The following is a 16,459-nucleotide window of genomic DNA, read 5'->3' as shown; positions in this document are numbered from 1 at the left end:
GGATACATAAGCGGCTCTTGTGAATGATTAATTAACCGTTGTAATAAAATAGGGCAAGCATGCAATGAAGAAAAATAGGGTCAGCGTAAGCTTGTATGAAAATCCATGAATTTTCATTGCATATTCATGCACCATGTTTTATAATGACTCAGTTGCATTTATTTATTTGATGTATTTATCCGTAACAGTTAGGGGAGAAACGAAACATATGAAACGTAAATTTACAGCGTGGATGACTCTGTTCATGGTGGTCATGCTGTCTTTTGGCAGTATCGTCCATGCAGAGGGTGAGAAGAAAACGGTGATTCTCGGTACGAGTGCCGATTATGCACCTTATGAGTTCCATAAAACGATAGACGGTGTGGATACCATCGTCGGATTTGATATCGACATTGCGAAGGAAATCGCCAAAGATCTGGGCGCTGAGTTAATCATCAAGGATACTTCCTTTGATGCACTCCTGCCTGAACTGACAAGCGGTCGTGTGGATTTTGTTATTTCCGGCATGAATCCGACGGAAGAACGCAGAAAAAGCATCGATTTCTCGGAGCCTTATTATGCGGCGGAGCAGTCCGTGGTGGTGCGCAAGGAAGATGCGCTGAAGTTTAACACACTTGAAAGCCTCGAGGGAGCCCGGATCGGGGTTCAGAAGAGCTCCATTCAGGAATCCATCGCCAAAACCATTCCTAAAGCGAATGTGGTCTCACTGGATAAAATACCGGATTTGCTGCTTCAATTGGAATCTGAACGCGTGGATGTTGTCCTAGCTGAATATCCGATTGCCAAGACGAATATGGATGAAGCGACTATGGCCATCACGGATGCCAAGCCAACGGCTGAGAACGACTCTTATGCCATCGGGGTCCGCAAAGGGAATGAAGAGCTGCTCAGCAGCATCAACGCTACACTGGAGCGTTTGAAGGAGAACAACCAGATTCAGAAGTTTGTCGACGAGGCTAGTGATTTGGCGGCAGGACGTACGACCGAGAATCTGAATACATTCGAATTTTTCTGGAAATATCGCGATTATTATGCGAAGGGAATCCAGTTTACATTATTGATTTCTGCCTTAGGGGTATTTTTCGGATTCATTCTCGGTTTGATTATTGCCCTCATGCGTATGTCGGGCGTGAAAATCCTGAAGTTCCTGGCGACCGCTTATATTGAGATAATCCGCGGTACGCCGATGCTGGTTCAATTGTTTATCATACATTACAGCTTGGCTGCATTCGATATTAAGTTCTCTCCGATTCAGTCCGGTATTCTCACGCTGTCTATCAATAGCGCCGCGTATTTGGCTGAAATATTTCGTGCCGGCATTCAAGGCGTGGACCGCGGTCAATTGGAGGCTGCACGCTCGCTCGGGATGACGAGGGGCAAAGCGATGCGTCACATTATTTTGCCTCAGGCACTGAAGGGTGTCCTGCCTGCGATCGGTAATGAATTTGTTGTTATTATTAAGGAATCTTCCATCGTATCGTTCATCGGGGTATACGATATTATGTACCAAGCTCAGATTTTGCGCGGTTCAACCTTTGCCCCGCTGAATCCGCTGCTTGTGGCCGCCATGATCTACTTTATATTGACATTCGTTCTTTCGAAGCTTCTGGGTGTCTGGGAAAGGAAGTTGAGTGCAAGTGATAACCGTTAAGGAACTTCATAAATCGTTTGGCAAGCTGGAGATATTGAAGGGCATCGACATCGAAATTGCAAAGGGAGAAGTCGTGGTTGTCATCGGACCCAGCGGCTCCGGCAAAAGTACGTTCTTGCGCTGTCTTAATCTGCTTGAGGTGCCGACTAGCGGAGAAATTTCGTTCGAGGGCGAACTCATCACTGCCAAGAATCACAATATTAACGCTACCCGTGAGAAAATGGGGATGGTATTCCAGCAGTTTAATCTGTTTCCCCACAAAAAAGTGATCGATAACATCACATTGGCTCCTGTTCAAGTAAGAGGAGTCTCTGCCAAGGAGGCGGAAGCTACTGCAGACGAGCTGCTAAAGTCTGTTGGTCTGCAGGATAAGAAAGACGCTTATCCTTCACAGCTGTCCGGCGGACAGAAGCAGAGAATCGCGATTGCGCGAGCGCTTGCGATGCAGCCGCATGTGATGCTGTTTGACGAGCCTACCTCGGCTCTCGATCCCGAGATGGTCGGTGAGGTGCTGGAGGTTATGAAGAAACTCGCACTGGGTGGCATGACAATGATCATCGTTACGCATGAGATGGGCTTTGCACGCGAAGTGGGTGACCGAATCCTGTTCATGGATGGCGGCAAAATTGTTGAGGAAGGTACGCCGGACCAGCTGTTCGGCAGCCCGACACATCCGCGTACAAAAGAGTTTTTAAGCAAGGTTTTGTAACTTTTATATCTGAATCGTAACAGACGAAAACAGCGTCAAACCTGATTTTTTCAGGCATTGACGCTGTTTTTGTTTGTTTATTGGTAACAATTTCTTGCAGTATAGGTTACAAATTTGTGATATATTCATGTTCGTTGACATACTTCATCCGAATGAACAAGCTACATAAAGGGAGGCATCTTAGATGTTACAACAAATGAAATCATGGAAAATCAATCGAGGACTCAACCATAACAAGATCGCTGGAAAAACAGCAAAATGGTTTACTATTACAGCCGTTGCACTTGGCCTGACTTTTGGCGGAGGCGGAATGCAGGCACATGCCAGCTCCGTGCACGTTGCGAAGAGCGGTGATACCTTCTACTTCTTGTCCAAACAGTACGGCGTGAATATGGACAAGCTGATGAATGCCAATCCAAAAATTGAAGCGAAGAATATATATCCGGGTCTCAAAATCACCATCCCCGGTTCGGTATCGATGAACTCGACGGCTTCTGCTGCACCCATCGCTCCCGGAACAACCGGGTTTACGCCCAGCTTGAACGTTTCGCCTGAGAGCAAAGTAGTTGAAGCATGGGGTAAAACGTTTAATTACAGCAAGACGTTGTCCGTGAAAGCTACAGCGTATTCTGCTGCTGCAAGCGAGAATGGCAAATGGGGTGCGGTCGATTATTTCGGGAATTCCCTCGAGCTGGGAACCATCGCGGTTGACCCTAAGGTCATCCCGCTGGGAACCAAAGTACTTGTAACAGGACACGAACATCCCGGCCTTCCGAAGAAAGCATTTGTAGCAGAAGCCCGTGATATCGGCGGTGCCATTAAAGGGAACAAAATCGACATTTTCATCCCTGGCTCACAATCCTCCGTTAAGCAATTCGGAATTCAAGACATCAAATTGTTCATCATCGAATAATGGTATTTGACTTTATAGCATATACAAGACGGCTTTCCTGGAATTATCCCGGGCAGCCGTCTTTTTGCTTCTACGTAATCTTTATTTGGACTCAGATACACTCAACATCTGGGGTAAGGTGACGAAGCTGTATCCTCGATTTCGCAGCTCTGTAATGATATCCGGCAGGGCCTCTACGGTACCGTTCAGATCTGACCCCACGCCTCCGCCGGCATGCTGAAGCACAATGGCACCGGGCCCGACTGCTGACAGAACGTTTTTCTTGACTTCTTCCTTGTTAAGCCCCTTCCAGTCGAGGGAATCGACATTCCAGTTCACGACTTTATATCCGTTCTTGCGCGCCCATTGAAGCTGTTCCTCATTAATATCACCATAAGGTGGACGGATGAGCCGGGGATTTACTCCGGTCAACGATTTCAAAATGGTATTGGTCCGTTCAATTTGGCTCTTGAATTTATCCAGGCTCAGTTTGTTCAACTGGGCATGATTGTAGGAGTGATTACCAATGGAATGGCCTTCATCATGGATTCGTTTTACAAGGTCGGGGTGCTTCTTGGCTCGATCCCCCACGGCAAAGAAGGTGGCTTTCACATCATATTCCTTCAGCACATCGAGTACCTTCCCGGTAAATCGCGGATCCGGCACATCATCGAAGGTCAGAGCGATCTGTTTGATCCGGGGGCCGCTGGAGCGAAAGGTATCCGGGTACTTCCTGAGCAATTGACTCAGCGTCAGGGGTTCTCCGGCATTCTTGTTCTTCGTTCGCTTGGAGTGATCCACAGTTTGACCCGACTCCGACATGACGGAAGTCTCTTGGTGGTGAAGCGAAGGATTATGTAAATCGGACCCATTTGCCGGGTTTATCGGCAGGATTAAAAAGATTAACATCATCCACAGCAGGAAGCTTCCTGCTCGGTTTCGTTTGAACATCACGATCGGCCCCTTTAGCTTTTTTGTATGGTATACCCATCTGAACAGACAATTATCCTCAATATGGGAAACCGCTGTTTTTTAGTTTTCCCTGCGAAAAGGTGTATAATAACCCGTAACGGATTTAATTACATCATGATCATTTGGATATGGAAGGAGATAATCGCTTGGCAGACTTGTTTACACCCTACAATTTTAAGAACCTGACTCTCAAGAACCGAATCGTTATGCCACCGATGTGTCAATATTCCGTGAAAGCAGAGGACGGGATTCCGAATGATTGGCATTTTGTCCATTATGTCAGCCGTGCCGTAGGCGGTACCGGTTTAATTATCGTGGAAATGACAGGGGTTCATCCTGACGGCCGCATTACCAATCAGGACACGGGGATATGGAGTGATGATCAGATTCCAGCATATCGCAAGATTGTGGAGACGGTGCACTCCTATGGAACCAAGATCGGAATTCAACTGGGCCATGCCGGAAGAAAAGCACAGGATGCTGAGCCATCCGTGGCACCATCCGCCATTCCGTTCAGTTCTCATTATAAAATGCCGAGGGCATTGTCCGGCGCCGAAGTGGAGGAGCTCATTCAAGCCTTTAGAGAAGGGGCTCGGCGTGCTATCGAGGCAGGTTTCGATACCGTTGAAATCCATGGCGCCCACGGTTACTTGATTCATCAGTTCCATTCGCCGCTCACCAATCAGCGCAGTGATGAGTATGGCCAGGATCTTCCTCTGTTTGGGGAGCGGGTTGTCGAAGCCGTCAAGGAGGTTCTTCCTGAAGGCATGCCCATTATCATGCGGGTGTCAGCCAAAGAGTATGTGGACGGCGGTTACGACGTTCAGCACTGTGCCGAAATCTGCAAGCGTTATCGGGATGCCGGTGTTGACATCTTCCATATCTCTTCGGGGGGCGAAGGGCCTATCGGCTCAAATGGCGGTCCGGAAGCGAAGCCTGGATATCAAGTGGATTTGGCTGCTGAATTTAAGCAGCTGCTGAAAGTGCCTGTAATTGCCGTAGGATTACTTGACGATTACAATGCTGCGCAGGAAGTGATTTTGTCGGGCAAGGCGGATCTGGTGGCGATCGGCAGAGGCATGCTTCGGGATCCATATTGGGCTGTTCATGCAGCCAAGGCGCTTGATGGGGGACAGAAGGTGCCAAAACCATATGAACGCGGATACTAAAAAATATTTTGAAACGTTTTGGATCATGCAACGTAAGTATTAATCATATACCAGTCATTTTAAAGTGAAAGCGAGAGGAAGAGAACGATGTCCATATTTAAGAGATTACGCGATTTGACCATGTCCAATATTAACGCCATTATCGACAAGGCGGAAGATCCGATTAAGATGACCGATCAGTACATTCGGGATATGACGGAAGATCTTGAGGATGCCGAGAAAGCGGTAGCTTCGCAAATTGCCATCGAGAAACGCTTTAAAGCACTTTATGAAGAACAGGCTGCACTCGTGGAAAAACGCACGCAGCAGGCTCATACGGCAGCACAAGCTCAAAACGTTGAGCTTGCCCGTCGTGCGCTGGAAGAGAAGAAGGCTGCTGAAGCCAAACGTGACGAGTACAAAGCAAGTTATGATCAGAACAAATTGGCGGCAGACAATCTGCGTGCCAAGCTGGAAGAGATGCGTAAGCAGCTTACCGCGATGAAGAACAAACGTGAGACGCTGGTAGCCCGTTATAACGCTGCCAAAGCTCAAACCGAGATTAACAAAGCGATGAACGGATTTGGCTCGGACACAGCTTCCGCCGGATTGAAACGGATGGAAGAGAAGATGCTGGCCATGGAAGCCCGTGCGGAAGCAAGCAATGAAATGTCGACCCGTGAGAAATCTCTGGACGAAGAGTTTGAGAACCTCGGCAAAGACAAAGTCGTTGAGGATGAGCTTGCAGCTTTGATGAAACAATACGAGAACAAGTAATGGGATCCTGTAAGACATGTAAATAGTGTAGGGGGCGAGGGAGAAACAGCAGGGCTGAATACAGCCGTGCTTCTCCTTCGCTTTTGTTTGACAGGATATATAAGGAAACAACCTCTAAAGACGGCTTGACTCACTGAAGGGTCGATTAGAGTTTTTGTATGTTGAATGTGGAGGATTAGAGATGGATTTCGATATGATCTTGCGTGTTTTACTCTGGACAGCTGTCGGCGGGCTGCTGCTGTTTGTTTTGATGTTTGTGGATTCTCTGTTCACCAAGTATAACGATCTTGAAGAAGTGAAAGCGGGCAATATGGCAGTAACCACAAGACTGATTCTGAAACTGATTGCACAAGGGTATATTTTATCCGTGTCGATCGGAACGTCATATCATCTGTTGGAAGCCGTTGTGGTATCCATCATTTCGTTTATCATTCTGTTTGTACTTGAAGCATTGACAGAGCTTATGCTGCGGAATTTCGGCAAGCTGAACCTGGACAAAGGCACACGCGAGGGCAAGACAGGTTACGGACTGTTTGCAGGCTCGCTGCATGTGGTTGGTGCGTTAATTATTACCGCTTGCTTGTAGAACGCATAAAGAAGATAGGGGACAGGAAAGATGAGTATGTGGAAAAGAATCGGCAATTTATTTGCGAAGCCAGAACCACCCAAAGCAGAGAAAAGCATGCTGCAGTTGGCGCCGGGCGATATATGCGAAGTGTCCTTGGTTACCTATGAGGTTACGGGGCGTGTGCATAATCGCGGACGCAATGCGGTAGTCTTGACACTTCAGGATGGCAGCACCATAGCTTATCTTCATATTGAAGAACGTGAGACGGTTCAGTATGCGTTATATTCGCCTATCGATGGACGACTGGACTCGCCGGACGAGGTGCCATCAATCCTCGATCTGGACGATCATGTGTTTCATCTGGAGGAAGAATATGGCGGACATGTTTCGATAACTGGCCGTACCGCATTTACGCAGAGCGGTGAGCAGCATGTGTGGCAATATCAATCGGATGATTACAAGCTGCTGCGAATCGAATGGCAGAATGGGCGGTTTATGTTGTATGAAGGCGAGAAAGTGATACCGGGGGACGTTCGAGTTATCCGGGCGACTTAGGAGTGGTGGCATGAAGGAACGCTCTTTTTTATCCATAAAAATGATATTGGTGCTGAGTCTGTTTGTATCCTTATTAGCCGGATGCGGAGCACCGAATATTAAAGATACCTATCCGCTGGAATCCGTCAACCGGGACGGGAACGCAACGTCTTACGTATACCGGGCAGCCGATAAAAGCGTACCCGAGGTAGCCGGTGAGCTGATGGCCGCCAATACGCCGGACCAATCGTCTCCGGAGGATACCGAGCGGATGTTTCTGGTATACGGTGATGAGTATTACCATTTGCAGCAGGATCCACAGAAGCCAACCGATACGTTGATTGAGATTGATTCCAAGGAATATGTTCAGCGCAATTATGACTCAAGTTTCCTGCAGGGGTATTTAACCGCTGTGCTGATCGGAAATTTATTCGATTCGATGGGTGGAGGCGGCGGTTACCGCGGGTATACAAGCAAAGATGTGTATAAACCGAAGCAGGGCAACTATAAGAAGCCGACAAGTCAGGATAAGAAAATAGCTCCTCCCCTGACGGTTGACCGAAGCGGAAAGATTACACGCCGGGGTCAGGATGCCGTCGGTACGGGAGGAAGCCTCTTTAAACGGAACCCGACTTCAAGCGGAGACCGCGGATCGATCAAGCGCGGCGAAAGCGGCGGGGGATTATTCGATTCGCCGAAGAAATCCTACACCAAACCGAAGACTCGAATAGGCTCAGGAGGAATATCCCGAAGAGGGCGAAGGTAATCCGCAAGTGATAAGCGTATGGTCTAAGAACCATGCGCTTTTTTTTGTTGCATCAGACAGCATACACTGCATGCTCTCCTTCATATATTGGAATATAAGCCTATACACAAGAAAGCTGTGTCTTCGCATACGCATAGCCAAACAATGGATTGGCTTTCCACTGAAGGAGGAATACAACGTGCCGTTTGTTCTCCGCTACAGTAACAACGATACTGGAGCGATTACGTTTACCGGAAATACACTCGGGTTAAGCCGCTCCAATCAAACAGGAGTGCCGGGCACCCGGGATTTTATTGGCGCATTTGTAACGGTGGACACTTCCATGCAGTTCGGAAGCTACCCGCCCGGGACCACATCGGATTTTAATCTGGATAGCGCGAGTGCTATTCTGAGGCTCCCGCCCGATAGTAACGTGTTATATGCCGAACTGGTCTGGGCTGGGACTTACCGGGTTTCGGGAGGGACTAATAATTATATAGCATTCATAGATAAGACCGTTTCTTTAATGACGCCGGAAGGTACGACATCCAGCATTTCGCCTGACCCTGTGACAGCACAGACCTCATACCGCAATGCAACTTACAATTACTTTCGTTCCGCCAATGTGACCTCATTGGTGCAAGCCGGGGGTGCTGGTACTTACACTGTCGGCGGTGTGGTGGGTAATATTGATCTGGGCAACAGCACAGCGAACAGCTGCGGGTGGACGCTTTGTGTTGTGTATGAGGATCCCTCGATGCCGTTTCGCAATCTGAGTCTAAACGTCGGCATTGTCGAGATTGCAGCCGGCATACCTGAACTGACAACGGTTTTATCCGGTTTTGCGACACCGACCTCTGGACCGATATCGGGTAGAATGGCTCTATGCGCCCAGGATGGAGATGCCAATAAAACAGGGGACCAGGTGTTGTTCGGACCTGCCGAAGACAGTTTGACCGTACTGGAAGGCCCTAACAATTATCCGAATAACTTCTTTGCGTCCCAAATTAACGATGATAGCGGCAATCTGGATACCACGGGGACGTTTGGGGATCGAAACCAAATAAACGGGCAGCCTGGCAGTCAAATCGTGGGCGGCAGACAATCTTGGGATATCACTAATGTAGATATTTCCGAGACGCTCACAAATAACCAGACCACGGCGGTCTTTCAGCTGCGCACGGGCGGCGATGGATACAGCGTCATTGCTGTCGGAATTTACATTGATATTAACTCACCGCGGATAACGGTGCAGAAGAGTGTTAACGCTACCTCCGCAACGGTCGGTCAATTATTGACTTATACCGTAGTGATTGAAAACACGGGTACCGTTCCGGCGGATGCTTCCCTGCTGTTTGATGGTTTGCCTAATAATACGGAGTTTGTGCCGGGGAGTGTCACGATTAATTCAGTGAGCGATGTGAATGCCAACCCGACAACAGGGATCTCGCTGGGTACAGTCCCTCCCGGAGGCTTGGTCAACGTAACCTATCAGGTCAGGGTAGTGTCTGTTCCACCGGATGGGTTTATCGTGAATGAAGCCGTTGTGAATTTTGACTATCAGAGCGTTACCGGGGGGCCTATATTTACAGGAGATATCCCTTCCAATGAAGTGGTGACACCTGTTCTAAACCCTGGACTCGTTTTGCAAAAAAGCGTATCGCCAATGGAAGCAATTCCCGGACAGCTTGTGGAATATCGGCTGGAATTAACAAACACAGGGGAAGTTGAACTAACCAACATTCACATTACCGATGCGCTTCTCGGATTGGATGAGGTCCTATCCAGTTTGCCGGTTGGAGGGAGCACGGTCATTATCAGAGACTTCACAATTCCAGCCGGTAGTGCAGCGGGTACCGTGTTGGTCAATTCAGCGACAGCCGTTTCTGACCAAACCGATCCAATTCATGATGAAACATCGGTGGTCGTACTTCCGTCACCTGTGGTGCCACCTCCACCTGTGGAGCCGCCTCCGCTTGTGGTGCCACCTCCACCTGTGATAACGCCGGTATTCAACCTTGCGATTACCAAAATCGCAGATCGCGCGGAGACTCGAGCCGGTGATACCATCCATTACCGAATCACGGTAACGAATACCGGGGAGGCAGCCCTAACGTCGGTACGCATCACGGATGTTTTGCTGGGAATTGATCGTACCCTCGATCGGCTCAATCCGAACGAATCGGTTACCATTCAAGCTCGATATGGCGTGATGGCGGATACCGGCATTGGTACTGTCATTATCAACACGGCCCAGGCAGTATCTGCACAGACAGGACCTGTAAGTGCACAGGCTTCGGTCATCGTGACGAGTCAACCGCTGTTGAATGTAGAGAAGACGGTATTCCCGCTTGTTACGGAAACCGGCAATACCCTTACCTTTTCATTCATGATAACGAATATGACCGGAACTGTGCTTATAACCAACGTAGGTCCCACGATGTTGAATAACGTGACTCTGTTTGATGATCTGCCCGCAGGCTCGAGGTTTGAAGGAAATAGTGTGATCATTAACAACCAACTGGCAGCTGATGTCAATCCAGCTCAGGGAATTCGGATCGGATCATTGACACCGGGTGAAACGGTCAGAGTTTCATTTCAAGTCTTGCAGTACGCGGTCCCCGCTAATGAAAGGGCCGAGAATCAGGGACGTGTCACTTACGAGCCCGAAGGCTCAAATGTAACGGTTGAAGTAGATTCAAACATCGTATTTTACGAGGTCACGGAAGAAGAGGAGTAGCAGGAATTGAGGATGGCTTACGGAATCGCAGGACTGCGGTTCCTTTTTTGTTTTTGTAGACGGGAGGGAGCATGTGTCTCTGGTTATTGTCAACTCAGACATTGCTATTAGAGCTGGTTTGAAGTTGGAACAGAATGTAGTACAGTTAGAATAAGGGTTAGCATTTAGTCAGAAAGAGAGGACATCATTTTGGATCATACCTATGCTGATTTAACTAAGAAACACGATAAATTCGATCGACGCGCCATGCAGGTGCCAGAAGCGCAAGCGCTTGCCACGTCTTATGTCCATGTTGGCGGGGAGGAACAAATTCGGCTGCAGGACAGCGATGGGCGCGTGCTTGCTTCTGACATGGTTGCGCCGCACCCTTTTCCGGCATTTGCACGCTCGGGTATGGACGGCTACGCTGTTCGTTCAAGCGATTTAGCGGCATGTGATCAAGGGGAAATGGTCTGGCTGAAGGTTGTTGATCAGATCCCATGCGGATATGTATCTTCTATTCCGATCGAACAGGGACTGGCTTCCCGTATCATGACAGGCGCACAGGTGCCCGAAGGCGCTGATGCTGTTGTTATGCTTGAAGCGACAGAGCTTCGAGTGAAGGAAGGTGTAACCTATGTAGGGTTAAAACGTTCGATTGATACCGGGAAAAATATTACTCCGCGGGGATTCGAATTGAAAGAAGGGGATTTGCTCCTGCGTAAAGGAACCTGCATTGGGCCGGGCGAGATTTCGGTTCTGGCTACGTTCGGTATTCATCAGGTCAAGGTGTACCGGCAGCCGGTGGTAGGAATTTTCTCGACGGGAACCGAGTTGCTAGACATCACCGAGCCGCTTGAGCCAGGCAAGATACGCAACAGCAACACCTACATGCTCGCTTCGCAAATTCGGGAAGCCGGAGGCGTGCCGGTGATTATGGAGGCGATTCCGGATGATATCGAGCTTGCCCGGCAGAAGGTAGAAGAGGCACTTGGCGAGTACGATATCGTGGTGACAACGGGCGGTGTCTCTGTGGGCGATTACGATATCATGGGGGAGCTTGTGACCTCCGGTGGCCTGGACATGCTGTTTAATAAAGTCACGATGCGCCCGGGAAGCGTAACAACGGTTGCGGTTAAGGACGGGAAGCTGTTATTTGCGCTATCTGGCAATCCTGGTGCCTGTTATGTAGGATTTCTGTTGTTTGTCAGACCTTCGATTCGCAAAATGCTCGGTATGGAGCAGTTATATCTGACTGAATGGACGGCCGAACTGGGGGCCGACTATTCCAAAGTGAACAACTTCACCCGTTTTGTCAGGGGAAGACTGGCCGTGATTAACGGCAGGCTTGTGGCGACACCTGCAGCGCTCGATGAATCGAGTGTCATGATTACAATCAAAGACAGCGACTGTTTGATCGTGATACCACCGGAGCTTAGAGGAGCGGTCAAAGGGCAGTCAGTACAGGTTCTTGTCCTTCCAGGAGCCTTCGGATGAAGATTGTTCAGCTGTGCGGATATAAAAATAGCGGCAAAACAACGTTGATCACGGCTTTGATACCTCAGCTGAAGCAGCATGGCATTCGGACTGCCGTGATCAAGCACGACGCTCACGGGTTTGATATGGATCATGAAGGGACGGATACGTACAAATTCCGTGAAGCGGGAGCAGAAGGAATTGCCATTGCTTCTCCTGGACGAACGGCTGTCATGAGGGAAACGGAGCTGGGTCTGGAATCGTTGATACCCTTGTATATGGATTTTGATATGGTGCTTGTAGAAGGCTATAAAAAGATGGCTTATCCCAAGCTGGTGCTGCTGCGGGAGCCGGAAGACATGATGCTGCTGGATCAGGTTGAGGAGATTAGAGGGATCGTGGTACGTCCTGAAATGTTAAAGGAACCGTCAGCGTTGCATGAGATTCAGCAGCGGCTAGCGGTTCCCTTGGTTACATGGAATGATATTGAGGAGATCACATCGATGCTTTTGTCAATTTAGATGCTGCTATTCATCGGCACGGCGCTCAATCGCTTGAGACATCGTTTTATCCGTTAAATGTGCGTATACTTCTGTAGTTTCTGTGGAAGCGTGGCCAAGCTGTTCCTTTGTTTTATATATATCGTTCTGAAGGTAGTAGTCGGTTGCAAACGAGTGCCGCAGCTTATGAACGGTCAGGGATGGCTTGCCAAAGCGCTTGGCATATTTGATGATCATCGCTTGAATCGCTCGTTTGGTCATGCGCTGTCCTTCATGTTGCCCGTTGCGCAGTGCGACAAACAGTGCCTTTTCCTTCTTGGGCACTTTATAGCGTGTCTGTCTAAGCTGGAGATAAAATTCCAGATCATCCTTGGCTTGCGCGCGGAAGTAGACCGGTGTCTTGAAGGTCTCGTCGTTATTACCCTTACGGAATACATGCAGCATTTTATTGTTCAGGTCGATATCGGCGAGATTCAAATTTACCACCTCGGATACGCGCAGGCCGGAGTTTAAGATAAGGCTGGCTATGCACGCGTCCCTTACCTTGTTCAACTCGTGCGCGTAGAGCGCCTGTTTGTTGTTCTCGACATCCTGTCCGTATCCTTCATGAATGTAAGTGATGAAATCCTGAAGTTCTTCTTCTTCCAGTATTTTTCCTTTTAGCTTGGCCGCTGTATCCTTTGGTTTATGAATTCGCTTAATTTCTACTTTGGCCATGATATTGCGTTTGAGCAGCGGGTAAAATTCCTCGTCCTCGGCAATCTGGCTCAGGTAATGGAACAGGGAGCGCAGAGATGACAGCTTGCGGGAAACCGTAATTCTCGAGTTGGTCCCGTCCCTGCGGGTTGTCAGATATAAGCGGTAGCTGGTGATGCTCTCCATGCGGAGCTTCTCAAGCTCCATCAAGGTAATCTCTTGATTGGAGGATGCTTGTGACAGCCCTTCTGATCGGAGCCAGTTGAAAAACGTTTGATAGTCCCTCACATATTCGAGCAGGGTCGAGGGGGAGAGGTCTGGAAGTTTGTAGTCGATAAATTGCTGTACAAACCAAGGCATGGCCGGTGTTTTCTCATCAAGCTTTGCACGGTCGATATCTTTTTGTATATTCATGTTCCACCTCAATGTTTATCTATGTTTATCTATATGGAGAAGACACGGTATTGCTAGCTATTAGTGTAACATATGGAAACCGAATAATCCTGCGATCAGGGGTGGTTGTCCGGTAAGGCCGTTGCCTGCACATAGGATCTGTACTTGTGTTTCGTTTAGCTGAAATTATATGATGAATGTATGTTACATAGTAAAGATTTATATGAGATACCCGGGGAGGCAGCACCATGAGGTCAGATCTAACGGAGCGTATGGGAATTGAGCTGGTTCCGAAGAGAAAACAAGCCGTAATCGTAAACTTGATGCAGTTGTATCTATATGATTTTACGAAGTATCTGGATATCTCGGTCAATGATCAAGGATTGTTTTTACCTTATCCCGATTTGGATGAATTCTGGAAAAAGCGCGATCGGAAGTATCCGTTCCTCATTACGTTTGACCAGCGGCCCGCCGGATTTGCGCTAATTGAACGAATGGATGATGCCACGGAGGCCGACTACTATATGACAGAATTTTTCGTGATGCAAAAATATCGCCGTCACGGTTTGGGAACGTGGGCAGCGACATGGCTGTTTGATGAATTCCCCGGGCGGTGGAAGGTAACACAGGTAAGCAGCAATCTGCCCGCACAAGCCTTTTGGCGGAGGGTGATTGAGTCGTATACTGGCGGCAGATACGATGAATTTATAGATCCACTGCGCGACAATCCGTCACAATATTTTAATTCTTAGGATCATGCGAATGGTTTTAGAATGATGGCAGAATGCGCTTTCGGCTCGGATGGAAAGAGGTTGCGGGCGCCGATTGGGTAGGCAAGGTGTAGCATCCGGGGATTGTTTGAAACCTGTCGCAATAGCAGTTACGAGCTAAAATTAGAAGAGATAAGCTTATCTCAAAGAATCTGTTGATGAATTTCAGCAGGTTCTTTTTTTGGCGTGAAATTCAAATGAAAGAAGATAGCATAAGCAGATGAAGACATCATTATACAATATCATCATATGAAAATTTCATAATAGAAAAACACATTCGGATCTCCTGAATCTAGCAGCAATAACAAGGAGCGCTATCTTTTCCCTGTATCTATAAGATTTACGGTCATATAAAGGTCCAACAAAACACGCTCATAGAGCTTCTATATATATGACATGGAAAAATTTCCCCCTATAGAAGATGAATATCCCCCTTTGAAACGTTCGGGGCTTGGAATAAAATTCTGGTAGACAGCAAGTATTTACATAAGGTTTTGAAAAAAAAATACTTAGGGGGATTACAAATGAAAAGGACTTCCATGTTACTCATGAGTGTTATGTTGTTGCTCTCCATGTTCCTTGCGGCATGTGGTAACAGCGGCAGCACGAACACTCCTGCAGCAGAAGGGGAGACTCCGAAAACGGAAACTCCACCAGCAGAAGAGAACGCTCCGGTTTCACTCCGCGTGTTCTCGACTTTCGGCGGAACTGATGCTGCTCGCGAAGCTTTCCAAGCAGCACTGGATGAATTTACTGCAGCTCATCCGAACGTGAAGATTGAGAATGACACGATGTCTGCAAACGACGATGGCTTCAGAACCAAAGTCAACACGGACATGAACAGCGGCAACGAGCCTGACCTGTTGTTCTACTTCATTGGTGCTGATGCAGAAGGATTTGTAAATGCGGGCAAAGTTGTACCGCTGAACGAAATTCTTGATGCTAACGCTGACTGGAAGAACGGATTTATTCCGGATGCGCTTGAGCTTGCCAAGCAAAAAGACGGAAACATTTATGCTGCACCATTGACTGGTTTCTATGAAGGTTTGTTCGTAAACAAGAAAATCTTCGAAGAAAATGGCCTTGAGCTTCCAACAGACTGGGCGAAGCTGACCACAGCTGTGAAAACGCTGTCTGCCAAAGGTATCATTCCTTTGTCCGTACCATTTGACCAATCCCACTATTTGATCGAGCATACCATTCTGTCTGCTGCGGGTCCTGAAAGCCAAAGCAAAGGCCTGATCGACGGCATCGATCCAAACTGGGAAAAAGCTTATGTTGCAATGAAAGAGCTCTATGATCTTGGCGCGTTCCCTAAAGATGCTGCAACCATTGATCTGAGCATGTCCGGCAACTATTACAGCGAAGGCTTGGCTGCTATGACAATCGAAGGATCTTGGGCAGTAGGTGGCTGGAGCGATGATACCCGTGACAATTCCACGGTTCTTCCATTCCCGACGGTTCCTGACGGTGCTGGCAGCGGTAACGATATCGTTGGCGGATTCGGTTCCGGTTTCTACCTGTCCAAATCCACTTATGACGATGCAGCCAAAAAAGATACTGCCGTTGAATTGCTGAAACACCTGACTTCCCCGGCAACCATCCAAAAAATCGCTTCAGCTAATGGTGGTACGCCAGCTGCTGATGTAGAAGTAACCGGTTTGGCACAGGTGGCTCTTGATGGTTTTGCAATGGCAGCTAAAGCTGATTCCATTAGTGCACCTGTTGACAGTAAGGTTTCACAAGAAACATTCGGCAACCTTCGTGCAAGCGTTCAGCCTGTAGTTGAAGGCAAGAAAACGCCAACTCAAGCCATCGAGGAAGCCAAGAAAACCGAGGATGCTAACAAAAAATAGTTTTCATCAGAAACGGTAGAAATAAAAGTGATGCACGCCGCCCTCTGTTTTCA

The 16,459-nt window shown here is 48.2% G+C and carries 15 protein-coding genes; 13 read left to right on the top strand and 2 right to left on the bottom strand.

Annotated features, from left to right (window positions below; translation table 11 throughout):
* Positions 1–208: 208 nt before the first annotated feature.
* The 3 genes from B9D94_RS16885 (at position 209) to B9D94_RS16875 (ending at position 3,273) form a co-directional block, all read left to right on the top strand.
* Positions 209–1,651 (top strand): ABC transporter substrate-binding protein/permease, encoded by a 1,443-nt coding sequence (locus B9D94_RS16885; RefSeq protein WP_076152469.1) that lies wholly within the window; start codon positions 209–211, stop codon positions 1,649–1,651.
* Positions 1,638–2,360, top strand: coding sequence for an amino acid ABC transporter ATP-binding protein (locus tag B9D94_RS16880; protein WP_063479272.1), 723 nt, complete (start codon positions 1,638–1,640; stop codon positions 2,358–2,360). Before B9D94_RS16885 ends, B9D94_RS16880 begins: the two co-directional genes overlap by 14 nt.
* A gap of 184 nt (positions 2,361–2,544) precedes the next feature.
* Complete coding sequence (locus B9D94_RS16875; protein WP_148247559.1) at positions 2,545–3,273, top strand: 3D domain-containing protein; 729 nt, start codon at positions 2,545–2,547, stop codon at positions 3,271–3,273.
* Positions 3,274–3,354: 81 nt separating this feature from the next.
* Here B9D94_RS16875 and B9D94_RS16870 read toward each other — a convergent pair whose 3' ends face one another.
* Positions 3,355–4,203 carry a polysaccharide deacetylase family protein gene (locus B9D94_RS16870; RefSeq protein WP_148247558.1) on the bottom strand — a complete coding sequence of 283 codons (849 nt, stop codon included), beginning with the start codon at positions 4,201–4,203 and terminating at the stop codon, positions 3,355–3,357.
* A 167-nt stretch (positions 4,204–4,370) separates the two neighbouring features.
* On the opposite strand from B9D94_RS16870, the gene B9D94_RS16865 reads away from it, so the two are divergent.
* The 8 genes from B9D94_RS16865 to mobB all read left to right on the top strand — a co-directional run bounded on the left by B9D94_RS16865 (position 4,371) and on the right by mobB (position 12,712).
* Positions 4,371–5,393: an NADH:flavin oxidoreductase/NADH oxidase gene (locus B9D94_RS16865; RefSeq protein WP_148247557.1), complete on the top strand. Its 1,023-nt coding sequence runs from the start codon at positions 4,371–4,373 to the stop codon at positions 5,391–5,393.
* Between the two features lie 87 nt (positions 5,394–5,480).
* Complete coding sequence (locus B9D94_RS16860; protein WP_006209731.1) at positions 5,481–6,149, top strand: PspA/IM30 family protein; 669 nt, start codon at positions 5,481–5,483, stop codon at positions 6,147–6,149.
* A 181-nt stretch (positions 6,150–6,330) separates the two neighbouring features.
* On the top strand, positions 6,331–6,735 hold the full coding sequence (locus B9D94_RS16855) for a DUF350 domain-containing protein (protein ID WP_006209733.1): 405 nt from the start codon (positions 6,331–6,333) through the stop codon (positions 6,733–6,735).
* Between the two features lie 30 nt (positions 6,736–6,765).
* Positions 6,766–7,272: a DUF4178 domain-containing protein gene (locus B9D94_RS16850; RefSeq protein ID WP_006209734.1), complete on the top strand. Its 507-nt coding sequence runs from the start codon at positions 6,766–6,768 to the stop codon at positions 7,270–7,272.
* Between the two features lie 10 nt (positions 7,273–7,282).
* Positions 7,283–8,017, top strand: a complete 735-nt coding sequence (locus B9D94_RS16845) for a DUF4247 domain-containing protein (RefSeq protein WP_036638088.1) — start codon at positions 7,283–7,285, stop codon at positions 8,015–8,017.
* Between the two features lie 178 nt (positions 8,018–8,195).
* Entirely contained in the window at positions 8,196–10,736 is a 2,541-nt protein-coding gene (locus tag B9D94_RS16840) for a DUF7507 domain-containing protein (RefSeq protein ID WP_148247556.1), read from the top strand.
* 246 nt (positions 10,737–10,982) lie between these two features.
* Entirely contained in the window at positions 10,983–12,212 is a 1,230-nt protein-coding gene (glp, locus tag B9D94_RS16835) for a molybdopterin molybdotransferase MoeA (protein WP_148248810.1), read from the top strand.
* Entirely contained in the window at positions 12,209–12,712 is a 504-nt protein-coding gene (gene mobB / locus B9D94_RS16830; RefSeq protein ID WP_148247555.1) for a molybdopterin-guanine dinucleotide biosynthesis protein B, read from the top strand. Before glp ends, mobB begins: the two co-directional genes overlap by 4 nt.
* Positions 12,713–12,718: 6 nt before the next feature.
* Here the strand turns inward: mobB and xerS are convergent, their stop codons facing one another.
* Complete coding sequence (gene xerS, locus B9D94_RS16825) at positions 12,719–13,801, bottom strand: tyrosine recombinase XerS (RefSeq protein ID WP_006209739.1); 1,083 nt, start codon at positions 13,799–13,801, stop codon at positions 12,719–12,721.
* 227 nt (positions 13,802–14,028) lie between these two features.
* Between xerS and B9D94_RS16820 the strand changes: the two genes are divergently transcribed.
* Complete coding sequence (locus B9D94_RS16820) at positions 14,029–14,532, top strand: GNAT family N-acetyltransferase (protein WP_148247554.1); 504 nt, start codon at positions 14,029–14,031, stop codon at positions 14,530–14,532.
* A gap of 542 nt (positions 14,533–15,074) precedes the next feature.
* On the top strand, positions 15,075–16,406 hold the full coding sequence (locus B9D94_RS16815; RefSeq protein ID WP_006209741.1) for an ABC transporter substrate-binding protein: 1,332 nt from the start codon (positions 15,075–15,077) through the stop codon (positions 16,404–16,406).
* The last annotated feature ends 53 nt before the right edge of the window (positions 16,407–16,459 follow it).

The organism is Paenibacillus sp. Cedars, from assembly GCF_003184205.1.
Classification (GTDB): Bacteria; Bacillota; Bacilli; order Paenibacillales; family Paenibacillaceae; genus Paenibacillus_AQ; species Paenibacillus_AQ glucanolyticus.
Note: the sequence above shows the minus strand (reverse complement) of the source record. Positions and strands in the feature narration are given on the sequence as shown.

Bases quoted from the DNA above. Each gene is read 5' to 3' on its own strand.
- B9D94_RS16885 (WP_076152469.1), top strand. From the start codon at position 209: ATGAAACGTAAATTTACAGCGTGGATGACTCTGTTCATGGTGGTCATG.
- B9D94_RS16875 (WP_148247559.1), top strand. From the start codon at position 2,545: ATGTTACAACAAATGAAATCATGGAAAATCAATCGAGGACTCAACCAT.
- B9D94_RS16870 (WP_148247558.1), bottom strand. From the start codon at position 4,203: ATGTTCAAACGAAACCGAGCAGGAAGCTTCCTGCTGTGGATGATGTTA.
- B9D94_RS16860 (WP_006209731.1), top strand. From the start codon at position 5,481: ATGTCCATATTTAAGAGATTACGCGATTTGACCATGTCCAATATTAAC.
- B9D94_RS16855 (WP_006209733.1), top strand. From the start codon at position 6,331: ATGGATTTCGATATGATCTTGCGTGTTTTACTCTGGACAGCTGTCGGC.
- B9D94_RS16850 (WP_006209734.1), top strand. From the start codon at position 6,766: ATGAGTATGTGGAAAAGAATCGGCAATTTATTTGCGAAGCCAGAACCA.
- B9D94_RS16845 (WP_036638088.1), top strand. From the start codon at position 7,283: ATGAAGGAACGCTCTTTTTTATCCATAAAAATGATATTGGTGCTGAGT.
- glp (WP_148248810.1), top strand. From the start codon at position 10,983: ATGCAGGTGCCAGAAGCGCAAGCGCTTGCCACGTCTTATGTCCATGTT.
- mobB (WP_148247555.1), top strand. From the start codon at position 12,209: ATGAAGATTGTTCAGCTGTGCGGATATAAAAATAGCGGCAAAACAACG.
- xerS (WP_006209739.1), bottom strand. From the start codon at position 13,801: ATGAATATACAAAAAGATATCGACCGTGCAAAGCTTGATGAGAAAACA.
- B9D94_RS16820 (WP_148247554.1), top strand. From the start codon at position 14,029: ATGAGGTCAGATCTAACGGAGCGTATGGGAATTGAGCTGGTTCCGAAG.
- B9D94_RS16815 (WP_006209741.1), top strand. From the start codon at position 15,075: ATGAAAAGGACTTCCATGTTACTCATGAGTGTTATGTTGTTGCTCTCC.